The following is an 18,811-nucleotide window of genomic DNA, read 5'->3' on the forward strand; positions in this document are numbered from 1 at the left end:
AGCATGGCCGATGTACAGAACAATTCCGATATCGCTGCCATGAGCTTCGAGCAAGCGCTCGATCAGCTGGAAAAAATAGTCGATGATCTCGAACGTGGTGACGTACCACTGGAACAATCGATCCGGATCTATGAGCGGGGCGAAGCCCTCAAGAAACATTGCGATACTCTCTTGAGCGCCGCTGAAGACAAAGTGCAGAAAATCCGCCTTGGCCGTAACGGTGAACCCGTCGGCACAGAGCCGCTCGATCCGGAGTGAGGCACCAACGCTGTTCAGCACGGCGGTCAACCGCTATGCTAAGGCATAGACACTTCCGGAGTAGCGCGCATGAGTTTTTCCCCCTGCCCAGATCCCAAGATAGGTGACTTATCAGCAATCGATGCAATCGAGACGCTAATTATCCCGCGCACCAGCGATATTGGTGGGCTCGAAGTTCGGCGTGCCCTGCCGAGCGCCAAGCGCCGACTCGTCGGACCCTTCATTTTCTTCGACCGAATGGGCCCGGCAATCCTTCGCCCAACCGACGCGCTTGATGTGCGGCCGCATCCACATATCGGCCTTTCGACTGTCACCTATCTTTTCGACGGGAACATACGCCATCGCGACAGCCTCGGCACGGAGATGGTCATCAAACCTGGTGACGTCAATCTTATGACGGCGGGCCGCGGAATCGTTCATTCAGAACGTTCACCGGAGGAGTTGCGGACCGAGCCGTTGCCGATTTCGGGGCTGCAGACCTGGCTCGCGCTGCCAGATCATCTGGAGGAAATCAATCCAGCCTTTGCCAATACAGGCGTAGGTGAACTGCCGGTACTGCGCGAAGCAGGTATGGAGGCGCGTATTGTCATGGGCAAGTTTCATGGTGCTGGTTCTCCTGTCAAACAGCATGCGGAGACGCTGTACGTGGACGTTCGGCTTGACCCAGGGAGCCATATCCAGTTGCCAGCTAACATTGCCGAGGAGCGGGCCATCTATACGCTGGATGGCTCGGTAGAAGTTGCAGGAGAGAACTTCCCGGCGGACCGTCTGTTGGTGTTTCGCGCCGGTGACGAGATCATTGTCCGTGCACCGCAAGGCGCGCACTTCATGCTGTTTGGAGGTGCTGCTCTGCCGTCCAAGCGCTATATCTGGTGGAATTTCGTGTCTTCATCCCAAGAGCGGATCGAGCAGGCAAAAGAGGAATGGCGCACGGGCCGTTTCGATATCGTTCCTGGCGACGAGGAAGAATTCATACCGCTGCCTGAAAACCGACCCATGGAGCGGTAGACTCAGCTTCTTGCTGGTCGGCTGGTTTTCCTTTAGGGAACGGCAAGAATTGAGCTTGGAATTGGAACCTGCGCTTTGGCCAAGAATTTTGAAACACCACTGCTTGATCGCGTTAAAGTTCCTTTGGATTTGCGCCAACTGCCGGAATCCGATCTGCCTCAACTGACGCAGGAACTGCGTACCGAACTGATTGATGCGGTTTCGACCACGGGTGGCCATCTCGGCGCCGGGCTTGGTGTCGTCGAACTAACAGTCGCCCTGCATCACGTTTTCGATACGCCGCATGACCGGATCATCTGGGACGTCGGCCATCAGGCCTATCCGCACAAGATATTAACCGGCCGGCGAGATCGTATCCGCACCCTGCGGCAGGAGGGCGGGCTTTCCGGATTTACCAAGCGCAGCGAAAGCGAGTACGACCCCTTCGGCGCTGCCCATTCGTCCACCTCCATTTCCGCAGGGCTAGGAATGGCGGTTGCCAGCGATCTTTCCGGCACGAAGCGCAATGTGATCTCGGTGATAGGCGATGGAGCGATGTCGGCAGGCATGGCCTATGAGGCGATGAACAATGCTGGAGCTCTCGATGCTCGTCTCATTGTCATTCTCAACGATAACGATATGTCGATTGCACCTCCGACTGGCGCTATGAGCGCCTATCTGGCGCGCCTTGTCTCCGGGCGTGCTTACCGTTCATTTCGCGAAACCGCCAAGCAGCTTGCCAAGAAACTGCCGAAATTCCTGCAGGAAAAGGCGCGCCTGTCGGAAGAATATGCGCGTGGCTTCTGGACCGGCGGAACCATGTTCGAAGAGCTGGGCTTCTACTACGTCGGACCGATCGACGGGCACAATCTCGACCATCTGTTGCCTGTATTGAAGAATGTCCGCGATACGATGGACGGCCCGGTTCTGATCCATGTCGTTACCCAAAAGGGCAAGGGCTACGCTCCGGCGGAGGCAGCTGCGGACAAATATCACGGTGTTAACAAATTCGACGTCATCACCGGAGCGCAGGCGAAGCCGCCCGCCAACGCGCCAAGCTATACGAAGGTCTTTGCCACGAGCCTGATCGAGGAAGCGCGCCACGACGACAGGATCGTAGCCGTAACGGCAGCGATGCCGGGCGGAACCGGTCTCGATCTTTTTGGGGAGGTTTTTCCTGAACGCACCTTCGATGTTGGTATCGCGGAACAGCACGCAGTGACCTTCGCCGCTGGTCTGGCAAGCGAAGGGTTAAAGCCGTTCGCCGCGATCTATTCGACGTTTCTGCAGCGTGGTTACGACCAGGTGGTACATGATGTGTCACTGCAGAACCTGCCGGTACGCTTTCCCATAGATCGGGCGGGGCTGGTCGGTGCTGACGGCGCGACCCATGCCGGCTCATTCGATACGGGTTTCCTGGCTGCGTTGCCGGGCTTTGTCGTCATGGCCGCAGCTGATGAGGCCGAGTTGCGCCATATGGTGCGAACGGCGGCTGAGTATGATGAAGGGCCGATCTCGTTTCGCTATCCTCGCGGTGACGGCGTCGGTATCGATTTGCCCGAGCGGGGAAAGATTCTGCAGATTGGCAAAGGCCGGGTTGTCCGTGAAGGGTCGAAGATCGCATTGCTCTCGTTTGGCACCCGCCTGCAAGAATGTTTGGCTGCAGCCGAAGAACTCGATGCTGCTGGCCTTTCGACGACCGTTGCCGACGCACGGTTTGCCAAGCCGTTGGACGAGGATTTGATTCGTCGTCTGGCGCGAGAACACGAGGTCTTCGTTACGGTGGAGGAGGGGGCCATCGGGGGCTTTGCCTCACACGTTCTGCATTTCTTGAGCCGCGACGGGTTGCTGGATAACGGCCTTCGTGTCCGCACATTGACATTGCCTGACCTCTATCTCGACCACGCCAAACCCGAAGCAATGTATGCCCGTTCAGGTCTCGACAGTGCAGGCATCGTGCGAACTGTCTTTGGCGCACTTGGTCGCGAGCACATTATTTCGCCAGCCCGCGCGTAACGTTGATGCGGCTCGATCAGCTTCTGGTTGATAAGGGGCTTTTTGCTAGCAGGTCACGGGCGCGCGACGCCATTATACGCGGTACGGTGCAAGTCAATGGTTTTGTCATCACCAAGCCGGGCACCACGGTTTCCATCGACGCAGCAATCCTGGCTGACGATCCCGCCAGTAGTTATGTCTCGCGCGCAGCGTTGAAGCTCGTCGCCTGCCTCGATCATTTTGCCATCGACGTGAAAGGTTGCACTGCTCTCGACATTGGTGCGTCGACGGGTGGGTTCACGCAGGTCCTGCTGGAAAGAGGCGCGGACCACGTCATTGCCGTCGACGTTGGCCATGGCCAGTTGCACGACAGTTTGCGCCGCGATACGCGCGTCAGCAACATCGAGACTTTGAATGCGCGAGATCTCTTGCGCGAGCACCTGAGCGGTAAATCTGTCGATCTCGTCGTCTCCGACGTCAGCTTCATTTCACTAAAACTTGCGCTGCCACCAGCCTTGGATCTGGCAGAGCCTGGCAGCCACTGTGTTCTTCTCGTCAAGCCGCAATTCGAGGCCGGACGTGAAGCGATCGGCAAAGGTGGCATTTTGCGCGATCCGAAGGATGGTGAACGCGTCGCAAATGATCTAAGGAACTGGTTGGATGGATTGCCGGGCTGGAAAGCCCTTGGGTACTGCCCTTCGCCCATAGAGGGCGGCGACGGCAATCGCGAGTTTCTGCTGACCGGCCTGAAAGCCACGATTGAGAAGTAAATTCTTATGAGTATGCGCGTAACGATCGAACGGATGGGCGCCGGGGGCGACGGCATTGCCGCCACTTCGGCGGGAAGCGCCTATGTGCCGTTTTCGTTACCCGGCGAGGTTGCCAATGTGGCGCTGGAAAATGGCCGTGCTACGCTTGTGGCGCTACTGGAACCATCGCCGGAGCGCATTGCGCCCGCCTGCCGCCATTTTGAGGAGTGTGGAGGCTGCACCTTGCAGCATTGGCAGGACAGCGCGTATCGCGATTGGAAAAGATCACTCGTCCACGATACGCTTGCGGGCAGAGGGTTCGCGTTCACGCTCGATCCGCTTGTGCCGTGTGCCCCGCAGACCCGTCGCCGTGCCGTTTTTGCCGTCCGCACGAGTGAGAGGGGCGCCGTACTCGGTTTCAACAAGCATCTCAGTCACGAACTGGTAGATATCGTGGAATGTCCGGTAACAGTGCCGGAAATCGTTTCGCGTCTTGACGATCTGCGCGAACTGGTTGCCGTTCTTGGCGGCGGTATGAAACCCTTCAAGCTGACAGTCACGTCGACGGCTTCAGGCCTCGATATCATGGCTTCAGGATGTGCCGCACCCGACGCAGCCAAACGTCAGGCGCTGACGGCGCTGGTCATCAAAAAGGATTTTGCCCGACTGAGCTTTGAAGGCGAAATCATCGTCGAGCCACGAAAGCCTATCGTTCATTTTGGCAAAGTTCCAGTATTCCTGCCCGCCGGCGGTTTTCTCCAGGCGACCCTGGAGGCCGAGATGGCCATGTCTGCATTGTTGACAGGTCATTTGGCCAAGGCAAAGAAGACGATCGACCTTTTTAGTGGGTCGGGCACCTTCACATTCAGGATGGCAGAGAAATCAGCCGTCCACGCTGTTGAGGGCGAGCAGTCCGCCGTTGATGCGATGGATCGCAGTATCCGGCATGTGCAGGGCCTCAAGCCTGTCACGGTGGAGCGCCGTGATTTGTTCCGGCGGCCTTTTCTGGCACGGGAACTGAAGCCGTACGCAGGTCTCGTCTTTGACCCGCCGCGTGCGGGCGCGGAAGCACAGGCTATAGAGATCGCGAAATCCACCGTGTCGAAAGTTGCGGCTGTCTCGTGCAACCCCGTCACCCTCGGCCGCGACCTGAGCATCCTCATCAAGGGTGGCTATAAAATCGACCGCGTCGTGCCAATCGATCAGTTTCTCTGGTCTTCGCACGTCGAAGTGGTGGCTTTGCTCAGCAAAAAATAGCGACCTACACCGCCGTCCCGCCTACGGTCATCTGATCCATGCGCAGATGTGGTTGGCCGACACCCACGGGCACCCATTGACCGCCCTTGCCGCAATTGCCTATGCCCGTATCAAGCTGCAGGTCATTGCCGATCATTGAGATGCGTTGCATCGCGTCGGGTCCATTGCCGATCAGCATGGCGCCTTTGACGGGCGCGCCGATCTTGCCGTTCTCGATCATGTAGGCCTCGGTACAGCCGAACACGAATTTGCCGGAGGTGATGTCCACTTGGCCACCACCGAACGAAACGGCATAGATTCCGTTCTTGACCGAAGCGATGATTTCTTCCGGCGTCTTGTCGCCGCCGAGCATATATGTGTTCGTCATGCGCGGCATCGGTGCATGAGCGTAGGATTCGCGCCGTCCGTTGCCGGTTGGCTCCATTCCCATCAGGCGCGCGTTTTGCCGATCCTGCATGTAGCCGACCAGAATGCCGTCATCGATCAAGACAGTCTTGTTGGTCGGCATGCCCTCGTCGTCGACTGTCAACGAGCCCCGCCGTTCGGAGATGGTGCCGTCATCAACGACGGTTACGCCCTTCGATGCTACCTTCTGGCCGAGCAAACCGGCAAAGGCAGACGTTTTCTTCCGGTTGAAATCACCCTCAAGACCGTGGCCTACAGCTTCGTGAAGCATCACGCCCGGCCAACCACTGGAAAGCACGATGTCAAACGTACCAGCGGGGGCGGGGATTGCCTCCAGATTTACCAGAGCCTGTCGTAGTGCTTCATCGGCAGCATATTGCCATTTATCCGCGACGATGAATTCGCCGAAGCCCTTGCGTCCGCCTGCACCATATGTGCCGCTTTCCTGCCGGTCGCCATCTCCGACAACAACGGACACGTTAAGCCGAACCATGGGGCGAACGTCGCGCACAAAATGTCCATCGGCACGCAGAATTTCTACCTGCTGCCACGAGGCCGCAAGCGAGACCGAAACCTGCCGCACCTTCGGATCCTTCGCCCTGAGATAGGCGTCAATCTCCTGGAGCAGTTTCACCTTCGCCTCGAAACTCGGAGAGCCAAGCGGATTTTCATCGCTGTAGAGGCTCCGGTTCGTTCCGGGCGGCGCTGCGGTATAAGTTCCGGAGTAACCAGTCCTTACCGCCGAAGCTGCATCCGAGGCACGCTTCAATGCGCCAAGCGACAACTCGCCAGCGTGGGCATAACCGACCGAATCACCGGCCACGGCACGCAGGCCGAAACCCTGATCCTGGTTGAATGAACCGTTTTTCAGCCGGCCATTGTCAAAGGCAAGACCCTCTGATTCTCTGTATTCGATGAAGAGTTCGCCATCATCCGCCCCGTCGAGACTCTGCTTTACGGTTTCAAGGATTTTGTCGCGCGGCGCATCAAAACTGTCGATGAGACTTTTCATGAGAATGGGTCCGGTTCAAATGGTGTGAACGGGATGTAGGCCTTCACAGTCCTTTCGACAACCGCAAACTCCCTCGAAACTTATGGAAGTGCGTCAAAACCCTCGCCAAACCCATTAAGTTCGACCGGAATGCCGATACCTTCTTCCGGTGTCTGGAAGACGATGAATGTTGCCGCCTTGCCGGTCTTCAGCGTCTGGACAAGCTGATCTTCCAGAATGACCTCGGCATAGCAACCATCTTCGAAGCAACGAACGAAGTAAGCGCGGCCGATATCTTTACCATCCACATTGAGGCCAAGGCCGTTGGGCAGGAGTACACCAAGTGGCGCAAGGACGCGCAAGATCTTCGCTTTGTTGTCCGCAGTTTTCAGAACGACGACGGAGAGGCCCATTTCCGGACGATCCGCCGCGACGACGTTCTGGATCAGCGCGCATTGCTCCGATTTAGCACCCGCCGGCGTATCGCAGAGGATCGACCATGCGCCATGGGTGGACTTGACTGTGCCGCTTTGCTGCGCTGCCATTGCGGTGCCCGCAACGACAGTCATTGACAGGGCAAGCAGACCAGCAGCGATGCTACGTAGCGCGAAAGACAACATGTAGGCTCCAAAACGAATCATCCAGACGTTAAACCGCTCCGCCCCCGATGAAAAGAATACCGCTCAAACGCTCCCCAGCATAGCGCGGCCTATCAGACGTGGTGTAGCCGAAAAATGGCCGGATTGTGAGCCTAATGGCCCTGTGTGCTGCAAAACAGCTGCAAGAACGAAAAAACTGCTGCTTCGAGCGGTCTGGGGCTTGTTGCTGGAAAGCCGCGCGCAAAAATGCCGCATGAGATCACGTTCGCCTTCCTTGCGATGTAAGCTAATGTGTGGTTTGAACGCGCCATACATCGGGCCATCACGCTGCCCAGTCTTATTCTATGGAATCAATGCTTCATTCGGGAGATTTCTAGGTGAAGAAGAATATTGTCACGCTGATGGGTATCCTGAGTGGCCTGTTGAGTGCCGGCACTGCTTATGCAGCCCAGCCGGAGCCTTGGCAGATGACTTTCCAACCGGCAGCTTCTGCCATTATGGAGCAGATCGAGTGGTTTGAGCGCTACACATTGTGGTTCATCGTTCCCATTACGCTTTTCGTGATGGCACTGCTAGCCTGGGTGATGTATCGCTATCGCGCCAGCGCCAATCCCGTCCCTTCAAAGACCAGCCATAATACGGCTGTCGAGATCGTCTGGACTGTGGGCCCTGTCGTTATTCTTCTCTTCCTGGCAATTCCTTCCTTCCAGTTGCTGACGGCGCAGTATTCGCCCGAAGAGCCGAAGCTGACGATCAAGGCTACCGGCTATCAATGGTATTGGGGTTACGAATATCAAGCCGGCGAAGCCCCGGTTTCGTTCGACTCTGTCATGTTGAAAGAGACTGACCGCGCCGCCACCGGGAAGGAAGACAAAAAAGCCTACCCGCGCCTGCTGGCGGTCGACAATGAAATGGTCGTCCCTGTTAATACGACCGTACGTTTGCTGGTCACCGGTGCTGACGTCATCCACTCGTTCTCAATGCCTGCCTTTGGCGTGAAGATGGATGCCGTTGCTGGCCGCAGCAACGAGACATGGTTCAAGGCCAACAAGGAAGGCATGTATTACGGTCAGTGTTCGCAGATTTGCGGCAAGGATCATGCCTTCATGCCGATTGCGATCCATGTCGTTTCACAGGATCAGTACAATGCGTGGTTTACTGCCGCCGGGAAAGATCTTCCGGGTGCCTACAAGACGCTGACCGCAGCAATTGACGCAGACAAGAATGTAAGCGTGGCTGGCAACTAAGCCGGTTTTACGCAATTTATTGAGGAACGGGAGCACTTTGATGGCAGGTTCTGCAGCTCACGAAGCACACGACGCTCACAAGCCGACAGGCTGGACGCGTTGGGTTTATTCGACCAATCACAAGGACATCGGTACGCTGTATCTGATCTTCGCGATCATAGCTGGCCTTATCGGTGGTTCGCTTTCGATCGCCATGCGCGCCGAGTTGCAACAGCCGGGCATCCAGATTTTCCACGGTCTAGCCTCCATGGTTTATGGCTTTGAAGGCGACGCGGCTATCGATGCCGGCAAGCAAATGTACAACGTGTTTTCGACCGCACACGGTCTGATCATGATCTTCTTCATGGTCATGCCTGCGCTCATCGGCGGTTTCGCCAACTGGATGGTTCCGATCATGATCGGTGCTCCGGACATGGCCTTCCCGCGCATGAACAATATTTCGTTCTGGCTGCTCCCGCCCGCACTCCTGTTGTTGATACTATCGATGTTCGTTCCGGGTCCTGCCGGTGGCTTCGGTACGGGCGGTGGCTGGACGATCTATCCGCCATACTCGACATCAGGTCAGCCTGGCCCGGCGATGGATTTTGCTATTCTCGCGCTCCATATTGCCGGTGCATCGTCGATCCTTGGTGCCATCAATTTCATCACCACGATCTTCAACATGCGCGCTCCGGGCATGACATTGCACAAGATGCCGCTGTTTGCCTGGTCGGTTTTGATCACTGCATTCCTGCTATTACTGGCGCTCCCTGTTTTGGCGGGTGGTATCACGATGCTCCTGACCGACCGCAATTTCGGCACGGCATTCTTCGCACCTGAAGGTGGTGGTGATCCTATCCTGTTCCAGCATCTGTTCTGGTTCTTCGGTCACCCCGAAGTTTACATCATGATTCTGCCGGCCTTCGGCATCATCAGTCACATCGTCTCGACATTCTCGCGTAAACCAATCTTCGGTTATCTCGGAATGGCCTACGCCATGGTTGCCATCGGTGTCGTCGGGTTTATTGTTTGGGCTCACCACATGTACACAGTGGGCCTGTCACTCGACACGCAGCGCTATTTCGTCTTCGCCACGATGGTCATCGCGGTTCCAACCGGCGTCAAGATCTTCTCCTGGATCGCCACAATGTGGGGTGGATCTATCGAGTTCAAGCCACCAATGGTCTGGGCGATCGGCTTCATCTTCCTGTTCACTGTTGGTGGTGTGACGGGCGTTCAGTTGGCCAATGCCGGTCTCGATCGTTCACTGCATGACACCTATTATGTGATTGCGCATTTCCATTACGTGCTGTCGTTGGGTGCAGTGTTCGGCATCTTCGCGGGCTGGTACTACTGGTTCCCGAAAATGACCGGCTACATGTACAATCATAAAATTGCCCACACGCATTTCTGGGTAATGTTCATTGGCGTCAATCTGGTTTTCTTCCCGCAGCATTTCCTTGGTCTCGCCGGCATGCCGCGCCGCTACATCGATTACCCGGATGCTTTTGCAGGTTGGAACGAAGTATCGTCGATCGGTTCGTACATCTCTGGCGTTGGCGTTCTGATCTTCCTCTTCGGCGTATTCGAAGCGTTCGCCAAGAAGCGTGAGGCTGGAGCCAATCCTTGGGGTGCGGGCGCAACGACACTCGAATGGCAGCTTTCATCACCGCCGCCGTTCCACCAGTGGGAACAGCTCCCGCGCATCAAGTAAACACGACAATGCCGGGACTGCCAAAGGTCCCGGCATTGAATAAAACTAAGACGGATCAAATGGCATTGATTGAGAAAAACGCAAATCTTGATGCGAGCATTGGCCTCTCGGAAGCCAATGCATCGGATTATATTGCGCTGCTCAAGCCACGCGTTATGTCCTTGGTCGTCTTTACCGGCTTCGTTGGGATGATGGCTGCCCCTGGTCAGATCAATCCGGTCTTGGCCGCTATCGCCATTCTTTGCATTGCGGTGGGGGCAGGCGCCTCAGGTGCACTCAACATGTGGTACGATGCCGACATCGACGCCATTATGAAGCGTACCTCGAAGCGACCGATCCCTGCGGGACGTATCTCGCGCGGCGAGGTGTTGACATTTGGTCTCCTGCTGTCGGCTTTTTCAGTCGTAACGCTGGGCCTTTTTGTCAATCTCCTATCGGCATTTCTGCTGGCATTCACGATCTTCTTTTATGCTGTCATTTATACGATGTGGCTGAAGCGTTCGACGCCGCAGAACATCGTTATAGGAGGCGCCGCAGGTGCGTTTCCACCCATGATCGGCTGGGCGGCAGTCACGAATTCCGTGAGCATGGAAAGCATCGTCCTTTTTCTCATCATCTTCCTGTGGACGCCGCCGCATTTCTGGGCCTTGTCGCTCTTCATGTCGGATGACTATGAGAAGGCGAAAATTCCGATGATGCCCAATGTCGCAGGGCCTGCATCGACGAAGCTTCAGATTTTTCTCTATACTTTGCTGGTAGCACCAGTTGGCGTCCTCCCTTGGATCATGGGATTCGCGGGGCCAGGCTATGGTCTGTTTGCCATAGCAATGGGCTGCGCCTTTCTTGCTTCGGCCTTCACTGTATGGCGTGCTCCTGTTGGCGATGCGATGTTGAAGCCTGCCAAGAAGATGTTCGCTTTCTCCATTTTCTATCTTTTCAGTTTATATGCGGTGCTCCTCGGCGAGATTCTGGTGCGCAAGGCATTTCTGGTAGCTGGTGTTTGATATGAGCAACGACATGGTAACTCTCACGGACAAGCAGAAGCGGGCACAGCGCAGTCGCTCCCTGGCGCTCGCGCTGGCGTTGGCCGCGTTTGTCGTCGTTGTCTATGTCGGGACATGGGCCAAAATCGGGGCCAATCACTCTTCGCAAACGGCGCCCGTAACGAGGCCCGCACAATGAGCGATGCACCGAAGCGCAAGGTTTCCGACCGGACGATCGCGATTTCTTGCCTCGCCTTCTTCTTCGGCATGGTGGGTATGGCGTTTGCTGCCGTCCCGCTCTACGCCATGTTCTGCCAGGTCACAGGATATGGTGGCACGACCCAGCGCGTCGAACAGATGTCGGATACAATTCTTGACAAAAAAATCACTGTGCGTTTCGACGCCAATACGTCTGGTGGTTTGCCGTGGCAGTTCGAGCCTGTACAGCGCGAAGTCACGATGAACATCGGCGAAACCAAGCTGATCAAATATGAGGCGAAGAACATCGTCGACAAGCCGACCGCGGGGCGCGCGTCATTCAACGTGACGCCGCAAGCTGCAGGTGCTTACTTCAATAAGGTCGAGTGCTTCTGCTTCACGGATACGGTCCTGAAGCCAGGTGAAGATCTGGAAATGCCGGTCGTCTTTTTTGTCGATCCGGACATCGTCAATGCGCCTGAGCTGAAGGGCGTCAACACAATCACTCTATCCTACACATTCTTCCCGATCCCTATGCCAGCACCCGTTGCTGCCAATACCGAGGTCAAGAAGAATGGTACATCGGGACAACTCTAAACTGCGCCGGCCTAGCCCGGTGTCAAAACCAATGAACAGACCTTGCGAGGGTTAGAATGGCCGAGACGCACCAAAAGAACCACGATTACCACATCATCGATCCTAGCCCATGGCCATTTCTTGGCTCGGTCGGCGCTTTTGTTCTTGCAATCGGCGGTATCGCTTTCATGCGTTATCATGCCGGCGGCGAGCTTGTCCTTTTCCGCGCTAATCTCACAAGCCCCTGGATCCTGCTTATAGGCGTGATGATCGTTCTTTATACGATGTACGGCTGGTGGTCCGACACGATCAAGGAGAGCAAGGAAGGCCATCACACGCGGGTTGTGTCATTGCACCTGCGCTATGGCATGATCATGTTCATCGCTTCAGAAGTCATGTTCTTTGTCGCCTGGTTCTGGGCTTTCTTCGATGCCAGTCTTTTCCCCGGGGAAGCAGCGCAAGTAGCGCGGACAGCATTCACCGGCGGCGTATGGCCGCCGAAGGGTATTGAAGTTCTCGACCCCTTGCACCTGCCGCTTTATAATACGGTTATCCTGCTTTTGTCCGGCACGACGGTCACATGGGCGCACCATGCTTTGATCCACAATGATCGCAAGGGCCTGATCAGGGGCCTGACGCTCACCGTCCTGCTCGGTCTGCTCTTTTCCTCAGTGCAAGCCTACGAATATATTCACGCTCCATTTGCGTTCAAGGATTCGATCTACGGCGCAACATTCTTCATGGCGACGGGTTTCCACGGTTTCCACGTCATCATCGGAACCATCTTTCTCGCCGTATGCTTGCTTCGTTCGCTTCGTGGTGACTTTACGCCGACCAAACATTTCGGTTTCGAGGCTGCCGCCTGGTATTGGCACTTCGTTGACGTGGTCTGGCTGTTCCTGTTCTTCTCGATCTATGTATGGGCATCCTGGGGTGCTCCGATAGCAGTGGAATAGGCAAACTTGTCTAAAATTTGCGGGCGGTCGTGGAAACACGGCCGCTCTCACTTTTTCAGCACATTCCTGCGCAACCATCCGATATAATCACAACGAAGCCATATTCCCCGGCCTCGAGGCACATGACCATGAATCAAGACACGGCGCTTTACCCACCAGTTGACCCCGTAACTGCCGGTGTAAAAGCACGCTGTCCTCGATGCGGGCAGGGGAAACTGTTCGATGGGTTTCTCACGCCGGCGAAGCACCGTTCTACCTGTGGGCTGGACTATTCATTCATCGACACGGGCGAGGGCCCAGCAGTTCTGGTGATGCTCTTGATCGGGTTCATTGTCGTCGGCCTTGCCCTCTGGATGGAGGTGACGCTCGATCCGCCATTGTGGCTGCATTTTATCCTGTGGATACCCTTGGCCCTCGTGCTCTGCCTTACGGCCCTCCGCTGGATGAAGGGCATTCTGATAGCCTTGCAGTACAAGCATAAAGCCGCAGAGGGTCGGCTTGATACGCTGGATAGCCATGACTGAGCGCGTGACACCTTTACCAACCAACCGCTTCCCGTGGATAAAAGTTGTTCTGGGTGCAATCGTTTTCGCAATCTTGATCGCCCTCGGGACATGGCAGGTCGAACGTCTCTATTGGAAGGAAGGCCTGCTGGCGGAGATTGATGCTCGAACGCATGCGACGCCCGCATCGCTTGCCGAAATCGAGAAAGTCTGGGCGGCTGAAAAGGATGTCGACTACCGGACAGTGACAGTGACCGGCCGGCTGCTTAATGATCGCGAGCGTCACTATTTTGCGACCTATGACGGCACTTCCGGGTTCTACGTCTATACGCCGCTTTTGCTTGATGATGGTCGAGCGGTCTTCGTCAATCGCGGCTTTGTTCCCTATGACAAGAAGAATTCCGTGACACGGCCCGAGGGTGAAGTTGAGGGACAGGTGGTTGTAACGGGGCTTGCGCGCAATCCGCTTTATGGCAAGCCTTCGTCGATCGTGCCGAACAACGACCTCATGACCAATATCTACTATTGGAAAGACCTGCCAACGATGGCGGGACAGTCGGGCATTGCAGATGACAAGCTGGTTCCTTTTTTCATCGATGCCGACAAGACGCCAAATCCCGGGGGCCTGCCGGTCGGCGGCGTGACGATCATCGATCTGCCAAATAGCCACCTGCAATACGCGGTAACCTGGTACGGCCTCGCCGCGACACTGCTTGCGGTCGCGGGAATTTCGCTTTGGCAGCGATACCATCCCAAAGATCCAAACGAGCCTGATCCCAGCCAATCTGAAGCTTCGGACTTGACTTCGCGTTGATTGCCGCCCAATTCCAACAACACTGCAACGCTTCCATGAGACACGATACGATGGCTGACAAGAAACCACTGACAATCCGCCTGTGCGGACCGCGCGGTTTTTGCGCCGGTGTGGATCGCGCTATCCAGATCGTCGTTTTGGCGTTGAAGAAATATGGCGCACCTGTCTACGTCCGCCATGAGATCGTACATAACCGCTACGTCGTCGAAGGCTTGCAGGCTCGCGGAGCGGTTTTTGTCGAAGAGCTCGACGAAATTCCTCCGGAGCATCGCAATCAGCCTGTGGTCTTTTCCGCGCACGGGGTTCCGAAGTCGGTTCCCTCCGATGCGGAAAGCAAGAACCTTTTCTATCTGGATGCAACATGCCCGCTGGTATCCAAGGTTCATAAGCAGGCAATGCGCCATCAGCGGCTCGGCCGCCATGTCATCCTCGTCGGTCACTCAGGCCATCCGGAAGTCATCGGTACGATGGGTCAATTGCCCGAAGGTGCGGTCACGCTGGTCGAAACCATCGCCGAAGCTGAGACCTATGTCCCCGAGGATCCCGATAACCTCGGCTTCGTGACACAGACAACACTTTCCGTTGACGATACTGCCGGGATAATCGCGACGTTACAGCGCCGCTTCCCCGCGCTGACGGCACCAGCTGCAGAATCGATCTGCTATGCCACGACGAACCGCCAGGACGCTGTGAAAGCCGCGGCTCCAGGCTGCGACCTTTTCCTCGTCGTGGGGGCTCCGAACTCTTCCAATTCAAAGCGACTGGTTGAGGTCGCCGAACGGTCGGGGGCCGTACAATCCCTGCTGGTTCAACGAGCCGGCGACATCGACTGGATCAGGGTCGGCAACATTTCGGTGGTCGGATTGTCCGCCGGCGCTTCTGCTCCGGAGATCATCGTTGACGAAATCATCCAGTCCTTTTCGGAGCGGTATATCGTGTCGATCGAACTCGCGGAAACAACCATCGAGACCGAAAATTTCCATGTGATGCGGGATCTGCGCGACGTGGAACTGACGAGCGCCGATATGGCGTTCGTCAACGGAAGCCGCTGATAATGGCCGTCTATACCGACATCAATGAAATCGACTTGGCTCACTTCCTCAAAGACTACGATATCGGCGAGCTGCTTTCGTATAAGGGCATTGCCGAGGGCGTCGAAAACTCCAACTATCTGCTGCATACCAGCACTGGATCGTACATTCTGACGTTGTACGAGAAACGTGTGAACAGCAACGATCTGCCGTTCTTTCTCGGTTTGATGCGCCATCTGGCGGGCAAGGGGATACGCTGTCCTTTGCCAGTGAACCAGAAGTCCGGATCAAGCATCGGCGAACTGGCTGGTCGGCCTGCTGCGATCGTAACCTTTCTCGAAGGCATGTGGATGCGCCGCCCGACCGTGCAGCATTGCTTTGCCTTGGGCGAGGCAATGGCGAAGATGCATGTCGCGGGGGAAGATTTCCCCATGCGCCGCCCCAATGCGCTCTCTGTAGAAGGCTGGCGGCCCCTGTGGAATAATTCCAAGGCCGGTGCCGATCGAGTTGAACCGGGGCTTGCAGACGAGACAGAGACCGATCTTGCTTTCTTCGAGTCAAACTGGCCGTCGCACTTGCCCTCGGGTGTCATCCATGCCGACCTTTTTCCAGACAACGTCTTCTTTTTGGGAAACAAATTGTCGGGACTGATTGATTTCTACTTCGCCTGTACCGATCTGCTCGCCTACGATGTGGCCGTTTGCCTGAATGCCTGGTGCTTTGAAAAGGATCATTCCTTCAATCTCACCAAAGGCACGGCCTTGCTTCGGGGCTACAATTCCGTTCGCCCGCTCTCGGCGGACGAAGCCGCAAGCTTGCCTATCCTTGCACGTGGTTCGGCGCTGCGGTTCATGCTCACAAGATTGTACGATTGGCTCAACACGCCGGAAGGCAGTCTCGTCGTTAAAAAAGACCCGATGGAATATATCCGCCGGATGCGCTTCCACCGCCAGATCAGGTCGGCAGAAGAATACGGGCTTATCCTGGAAGGTTCAAAAGTGTGAAGGAGATCCAGGCTTTTACCGATGGCGCTTGCTCCGGCAATCCCGGTCCGGGAGGCTGGGGTGCGGTTCTACGCTGGAACAGCAATGAAAAGGAACTCTCGGGCGGCGAGGCCGACACGACCAACAACCGCATGGAGCTGATGGCGGCGATCTCGGCCTTGAATGCCCTGAAGGAGCCCTGCCAAGTCGATCTTTATACGGACTCGGTCTATGTTCGTGATGGTATTTCCGGCTGGATCGACGGCTGGAAACGCAACGGCTGGAAAACTGCCGCGAAGAAGCCGGTGAAGAATGCCGAACTCTGGCAGGCGCTGGATGAGGCGCGCAAGCGTCACAAGGTGGTCTGGCATTGGGTCAAAGGCCATGCGGGCCATCCGGAGAATGAGCGTGCCGACGAACTCGCGCGTGCTGGCATGGCTCCTTTCAAACAAAAGCGAATGCCGCAAGTATAAGGATTACCGTGAATAGGGCGCCGTGCGATTGAAGTGTCAAAGAACCGGATGTGCTTTCCCCTTGCCACGCCCTCATCCCGAGTCTGGCCATTGCTTGCATTGTGGGAAGACGGGCGGTCGTCGAAGCGCGTCTTTGTAGAATAAAATGCGATCCGAAGACCGCCCGTCCGGCGTCTTTTGATCCCGTCCGTTCCGCTTGGGAGGCCTCGGCTTTGGGTGAATTGCTTCGCCCGCTGCCGAAAGCCCCTTTCGAAGTGCTCGTCCAGCACACGCCAGTCGTAGTACCGGCAGGGGAACCCTTGGACGGAACTTCCCCGGACAGCGGGTCCGTTACCCGCCATCGGAGGCGCCGATCCTCTCCCCACTTCGAACGGCTCCGGAAGCAGTTCCCGTGAAGAGGACGGGGAGAAGGATAAGTCAGGTTTGGAGGTGTTGGATAAACAGCCACGATTATTTTGAGGTACGCGAGGTAAAGCAAGACCCCACCCTGGCGCTTCGCGCCTTCCCTCCCCACAAGGGAGAGGGTGACAGCGCCTTATTCTGCAGCTCCGCCTATTTGCCGTATACAGCGGATGACAGTTGCGACGGTCTCACCCTCCCCCTTGTGGGGAGGGAAGCTGCGTAGCAGCAGGGAGGGGTCCTTCTGGATTGCATCCAAAACTTATCCCCACTTTGGCCCGAGAATTCTCTAAAGCTGCTCAAGAATGGTAGCTGCGCTCGAGGTGACGGCCTGACCAGGAGACTCTTCGATATTGAGCTGCTTCACCACGCCGTCTTCAACCAGCATAGAATACCGCTTGGAGCGTATGCCCATATTTCCGGCACCAAGATCGACATCGAGACCGACGTCCTTGGTGAAAGTGGCATTGCCGTCCGAGAGGTACTGAATCTTGCCCTCGCCATTCGTTGCCTTAGCCCAGGCACCCATGACATGCGGATCATTGACGGCGACGACGACAATTGCGTCGATACCCTTAGCCAGAATTGCATCTCTGTTTTCAAGATAACCTGGTAGATGGTTCATGCTGCAGGTCGGCGTAAATGCGCCAGGAACAGCAAAGAGAACAACTCTCTTGCCCTTGAACAGCGCGTCGGAGCGGACCTCACTGACACCCTCATCCGATTTCGTCTTGAATATAGCGTCCGGCAAACGCTCGCCTACCTTGATCGTCATGAATGGCTCCCTGTGAGATGATGACATGCGCCCTTCCGCACATAGGGTGCGTACTTGCAAAAGTCGAGAGTTTTGATCGTTATTCCTGCACGTTGATCATGCCGGAGACGGCCTTGTCTCCTTGAACCAGCGTGTAGTTCAGAGGCGGCGTTTTCTTGTCCTTTCCGGAAATGATCCGCACGGAAAAAACAGCTGCATTTGCCTGCCGGTCCTTCAGTTTCGACATGCCAAACGTAACGATTCCATCACCCGCGACGAAAATGTCGGTGTTTGGATCATCGGAAGGAAGGTCGACCATTACCTTCACATGGTCATCCTTGCGTACTGCGCTATGTGCCCCGAATGTCGCCGACGCTTCGCCCGGCAGCTGTTCGAAGGCTGCATCTATGAGCGTTTTGGTCAGCGCGTCGGTCGGTTTGGCGTTGTCGACGGTAAAATCAAACTCCGCTTTGACAGGGATGCAGATCGTCTCGCAAATCCCAAGAAATGCATGGCCCTTCAAATGGGCAGGCTTGGCAGGATCGGCTAGTGTAAGCGTGAGCGGCAAGGAAACTGGTTTCTTGTATCCTGCCCAATGGGTATTGCCGTCGTCGAAGCGATGCGGCGTTGGAAACGCAAGCGCATAGCTTTTGATGTTGGTGCTTTCAGTGAGGTCGAGTTCTGGCGGCACACCCGCATCACCGGGTTCTCGCCAATAGGTTTTCCAGCCCGGATCGAGATTAATCTCTATGGCTCCGCGGATCTCGGGCGATGGCTGGACAGGATTGTCGACGATGAGCCTAACGTTGCCGCCGGGCGTCTTCGTCCATTCGGAATTTGCATGCGCCGGAGCGGTAAACGCAATCACGGCCGCAAAAAAGAGCAATTCTGTTTTCATTTTCGGACCTTTACAGGCCTTTTGGGCACTATCAAGGATGTGACTGATTTTGCGCATCATTT

At 56.1% G+C, this 18,811-nt stretch carries 20 protein-coding genes; 16 read left to right on the forward strand and 4 right to left on the reverse strand.

The window, feature by feature from the left end:
- Nucleotides 1–3: 3 nt before the first annotated feature.
- From PHA01_RS02110 to PHA01_RS02130, 5 genes are all read left to right on the forward strand, one after another.
- Complete coding sequence (locus PHA01_RS02110; protein ID WP_262293924.1) at nucleotides 4–258, forward strand: exodeoxyribonuclease VII small subunit; 255 nt, start codon at nucleotides 4–6, stop codon at nucleotides 256–258.
- 69 nt (nucleotides 259–327) lie between these two features.
- Nucleotides 328–1,266 carry a pirin family protein gene (locus PHA01_RS02115; RefSeq protein WP_271893037.1) on the forward strand — a complete coding sequence of 313 codons (939 nt, stop codon included), beginning with the start codon at nucleotides 328–330 and terminating at the stop codon, nucleotides 1,264–1,266.
- A 75-nt stretch (nucleotides 1,267–1,341) separates the two neighbouring features.
- Nucleotides 1,342–3,261, forward strand: coding sequence for a 1-deoxy-D-xylulose-5-phosphate synthase (dxs, locus tag PHA01_RS02120; protein ID WP_271893040.1), 1,920 nt, complete (start codon nucleotides 1,342–1,344; stop codon nucleotides 3,259–3,261).
- A 5-nt stretch (nucleotides 3,262–3,266) separates the two neighbouring features.
- Nucleotides 3,267–4,010: a TlyA family RNA methyltransferase gene (locus PHA01_RS02125; RefSeq protein ID WP_271893042.1), complete on the forward strand. Its 744-nt coding sequence runs from the start codon at nucleotides 3,267–3,269 to the stop codon at nucleotides 4,008–4,010.
- Between the two features lie 6 nt (nucleotides 4,011–4,016).
- Nucleotides 4,017–5,246 (forward strand): class I SAM-dependent RNA methyltransferase, encoded by a 1,230-nt coding sequence (locus tag PHA01_RS02130; RefSeq protein WP_271893044.1) that lies wholly within the window; start codon nucleotides 4,017–4,019, stop codon nucleotides 5,244–5,246.
- Nucleotides 5,247–5,250: 4 nt separating this feature from the next.
- On the opposite strand, the gene tldD is transcribed toward PHA01_RS02130, so the two are convergent.
- Nucleotides 5,251–6,663: a metalloprotease TldD gene (gene tldD / locus PHA01_RS02135; RefSeq protein WP_271893046.1), complete on the reverse strand. Its 1,413-nt coding sequence runs from the start codon at nucleotides 6,661–6,663 to the stop codon at nucleotides 5,251–5,253.
- Between the two features lie 80 nt (nucleotides 6,664–6,743).
- Entirely contained in the window at nucleotides 6,744–7,211 is a 468-nt protein-coding gene (locus tag PHA01_RS02140) for an invasion associated locus B family protein (protein WP_245426596.1), read from the reverse strand.
- Nucleotides 7,212–7,642: 431 nt separating this feature from the next.
- On the opposite strand from PHA01_RS02140, the gene coxB reads away from it, so the two are divergent.
- The 11 genes from coxB to rnhA all read left to right on the forward strand — a co-directional run bounded on the left by coxB (nucleotide 7,643) and on the right by rnhA (nucleotide 16,698).
- Complete coding sequence (coxB, locus tag PHA01_RS02145; RefSeq protein ID WP_417020910.1) at nucleotides 7,643–8,488, forward strand: cytochrome c oxidase subunit II; 846 nt, start codon at nucleotides 7,643–7,645, stop codon at nucleotides 8,486–8,488.
- A gap of 40 nt (nucleotides 8,489–8,528) precedes the next feature.
- On the forward strand, nucleotides 8,529–10,181 hold the full coding sequence (gene ctaD / locus PHA01_RS02150; protein ID WP_114432781.1) for a cytochrome c oxidase subunit I: 1,653 nt from the start codon (nucleotides 8,529–8,531) through the stop codon (nucleotides 10,179–10,181).
- A 59-nt stretch (nucleotides 10,182–10,240) separates the two neighbouring features.
- Complete coding sequence (gene cyoE / locus PHA01_RS02155; RefSeq protein ID WP_271893049.1) at nucleotides 10,241–11,185, forward strand: heme o synthase; 945 nt, start codon at nucleotides 10,241–10,243, stop codon at nucleotides 11,183–11,185.
- 1 nt (nucleotide 11,186) lies between these two features.
- Entirely contained in the window at nucleotides 11,187–11,363 is a 177-nt protein-coding gene (locus PHA01_RS02160; protein WP_210283366.1) for a hypothetical protein, read from the forward strand.
- Nucleotides 11,360–11,959, forward strand: a complete 600-nt coding sequence (locus tag PHA01_RS02165; RefSeq protein WP_224505415.1) for a cytochrome c oxidase assembly protein — start codon at nucleotides 11,360–11,362, stop codon at nucleotides 11,957–11,959. Before PHA01_RS02160 ends, PHA01_RS02165 begins: the two co-directional genes overlap by 4 nt.
- 56 nt (nucleotides 11,960–12,015) lie before the next feature.
- Complete coding sequence (locus PHA01_RS02170) at nucleotides 12,016–12,894, forward strand: cytochrome c oxidase subunit 3 (RefSeq protein WP_271893054.1); 879 nt, start codon at nucleotides 12,016–12,018, stop codon at nucleotides 12,892–12,894.
- Between the two features lie 128 nt (nucleotides 12,895–13,022).
- Nucleotides 13,023–13,418 (forward strand): DUF983 domain-containing protein, encoded by a 396-nt coding sequence (locus PHA01_RS02175; protein WP_271893055.1) that lies wholly within the window; start codon nucleotides 13,023–13,025, stop codon nucleotides 13,416–13,418.
- Nucleotides 13,411–14,211, forward strand: a complete 801-nt coding sequence (locus tag PHA01_RS02180) for an SURF1 family protein (RefSeq protein WP_271893057.1) — start codon at nucleotides 13,411–13,413, stop codon at nucleotides 14,209–14,211. Before PHA01_RS02175 ends, PHA01_RS02180 begins: the two co-directional genes overlap by 8 nt.
- A 50-nt stretch (nucleotides 14,212–14,261) precedes the next feature.
- Nucleotides 14,262–15,263, forward strand: a complete 1,002-nt coding sequence (gene ispH, locus PHA01_RS02185) for a 4-hydroxy-3-methylbut-2-enyl diphosphate reductase (protein WP_271893059.1) — start codon at nucleotides 14,262–14,264, stop codon at nucleotides 15,261–15,263.
- Nucleotides 15,264–15,265: 2 nt separating this feature from the next.
- The gene (locus PHA01_RS02190; RefSeq protein WP_271893061.1) at nucleotides 15,266–16,246 is read left to right on the forward strand and encodes a homoserine kinase; all 981 of its coding nucleotides are present in this window, start codon (nucleotides 15,266–15,268) and stop codon (nucleotides 16,244–16,246) included.
- A complete protein-coding gene (gene rnhA / locus PHA01_RS02195) occupies nucleotides 16,243–16,698 on the forward strand; it encodes a ribonuclease HI (protein ID WP_271893062.1) in 456 nt (151 codons plus the stop codon). Before PHA01_RS02190 ends, rnhA begins: the two co-directional genes overlap by 4 nt.
- 688 nt (nucleotides 16,699–17,386) lie before the next feature.
- Here the strand turns inward: rnhA and PHA01_RS02200 are convergent.
- Nucleotides 17,387–17,872, reverse strand: coding sequence for a peroxiredoxin (locus tag PHA01_RS02200; RefSeq protein WP_271893063.1), 486 nt, complete (start codon nucleotides 17,870–17,872; stop codon nucleotides 17,387–17,389).
- 79 nt (nucleotides 17,873–17,951) lie between these two features.
- Complete coding sequence (locus PHA01_RS02205; protein WP_271893064.1) at nucleotides 17,952–18,749, reverse strand: protein-disulfide reductase DsbD domain-containing protein; 798 nt, start codon at nucleotides 18,747–18,749, stop codon at nucleotides 17,952–17,954.
- Between the last annotated feature and the right edge of the window lie 62 nt (nucleotides 18,750–18,811).

This window comes from Candidatus Phyllobacterium onerii (assembly GCF_028331445.1).
GTDB lineage: Bacteria > Pseudomonadota > Alphaproteobacteria > Rhizobiales > Rhizobiaceae > Phyllobacterium > Phyllobacterium onerii.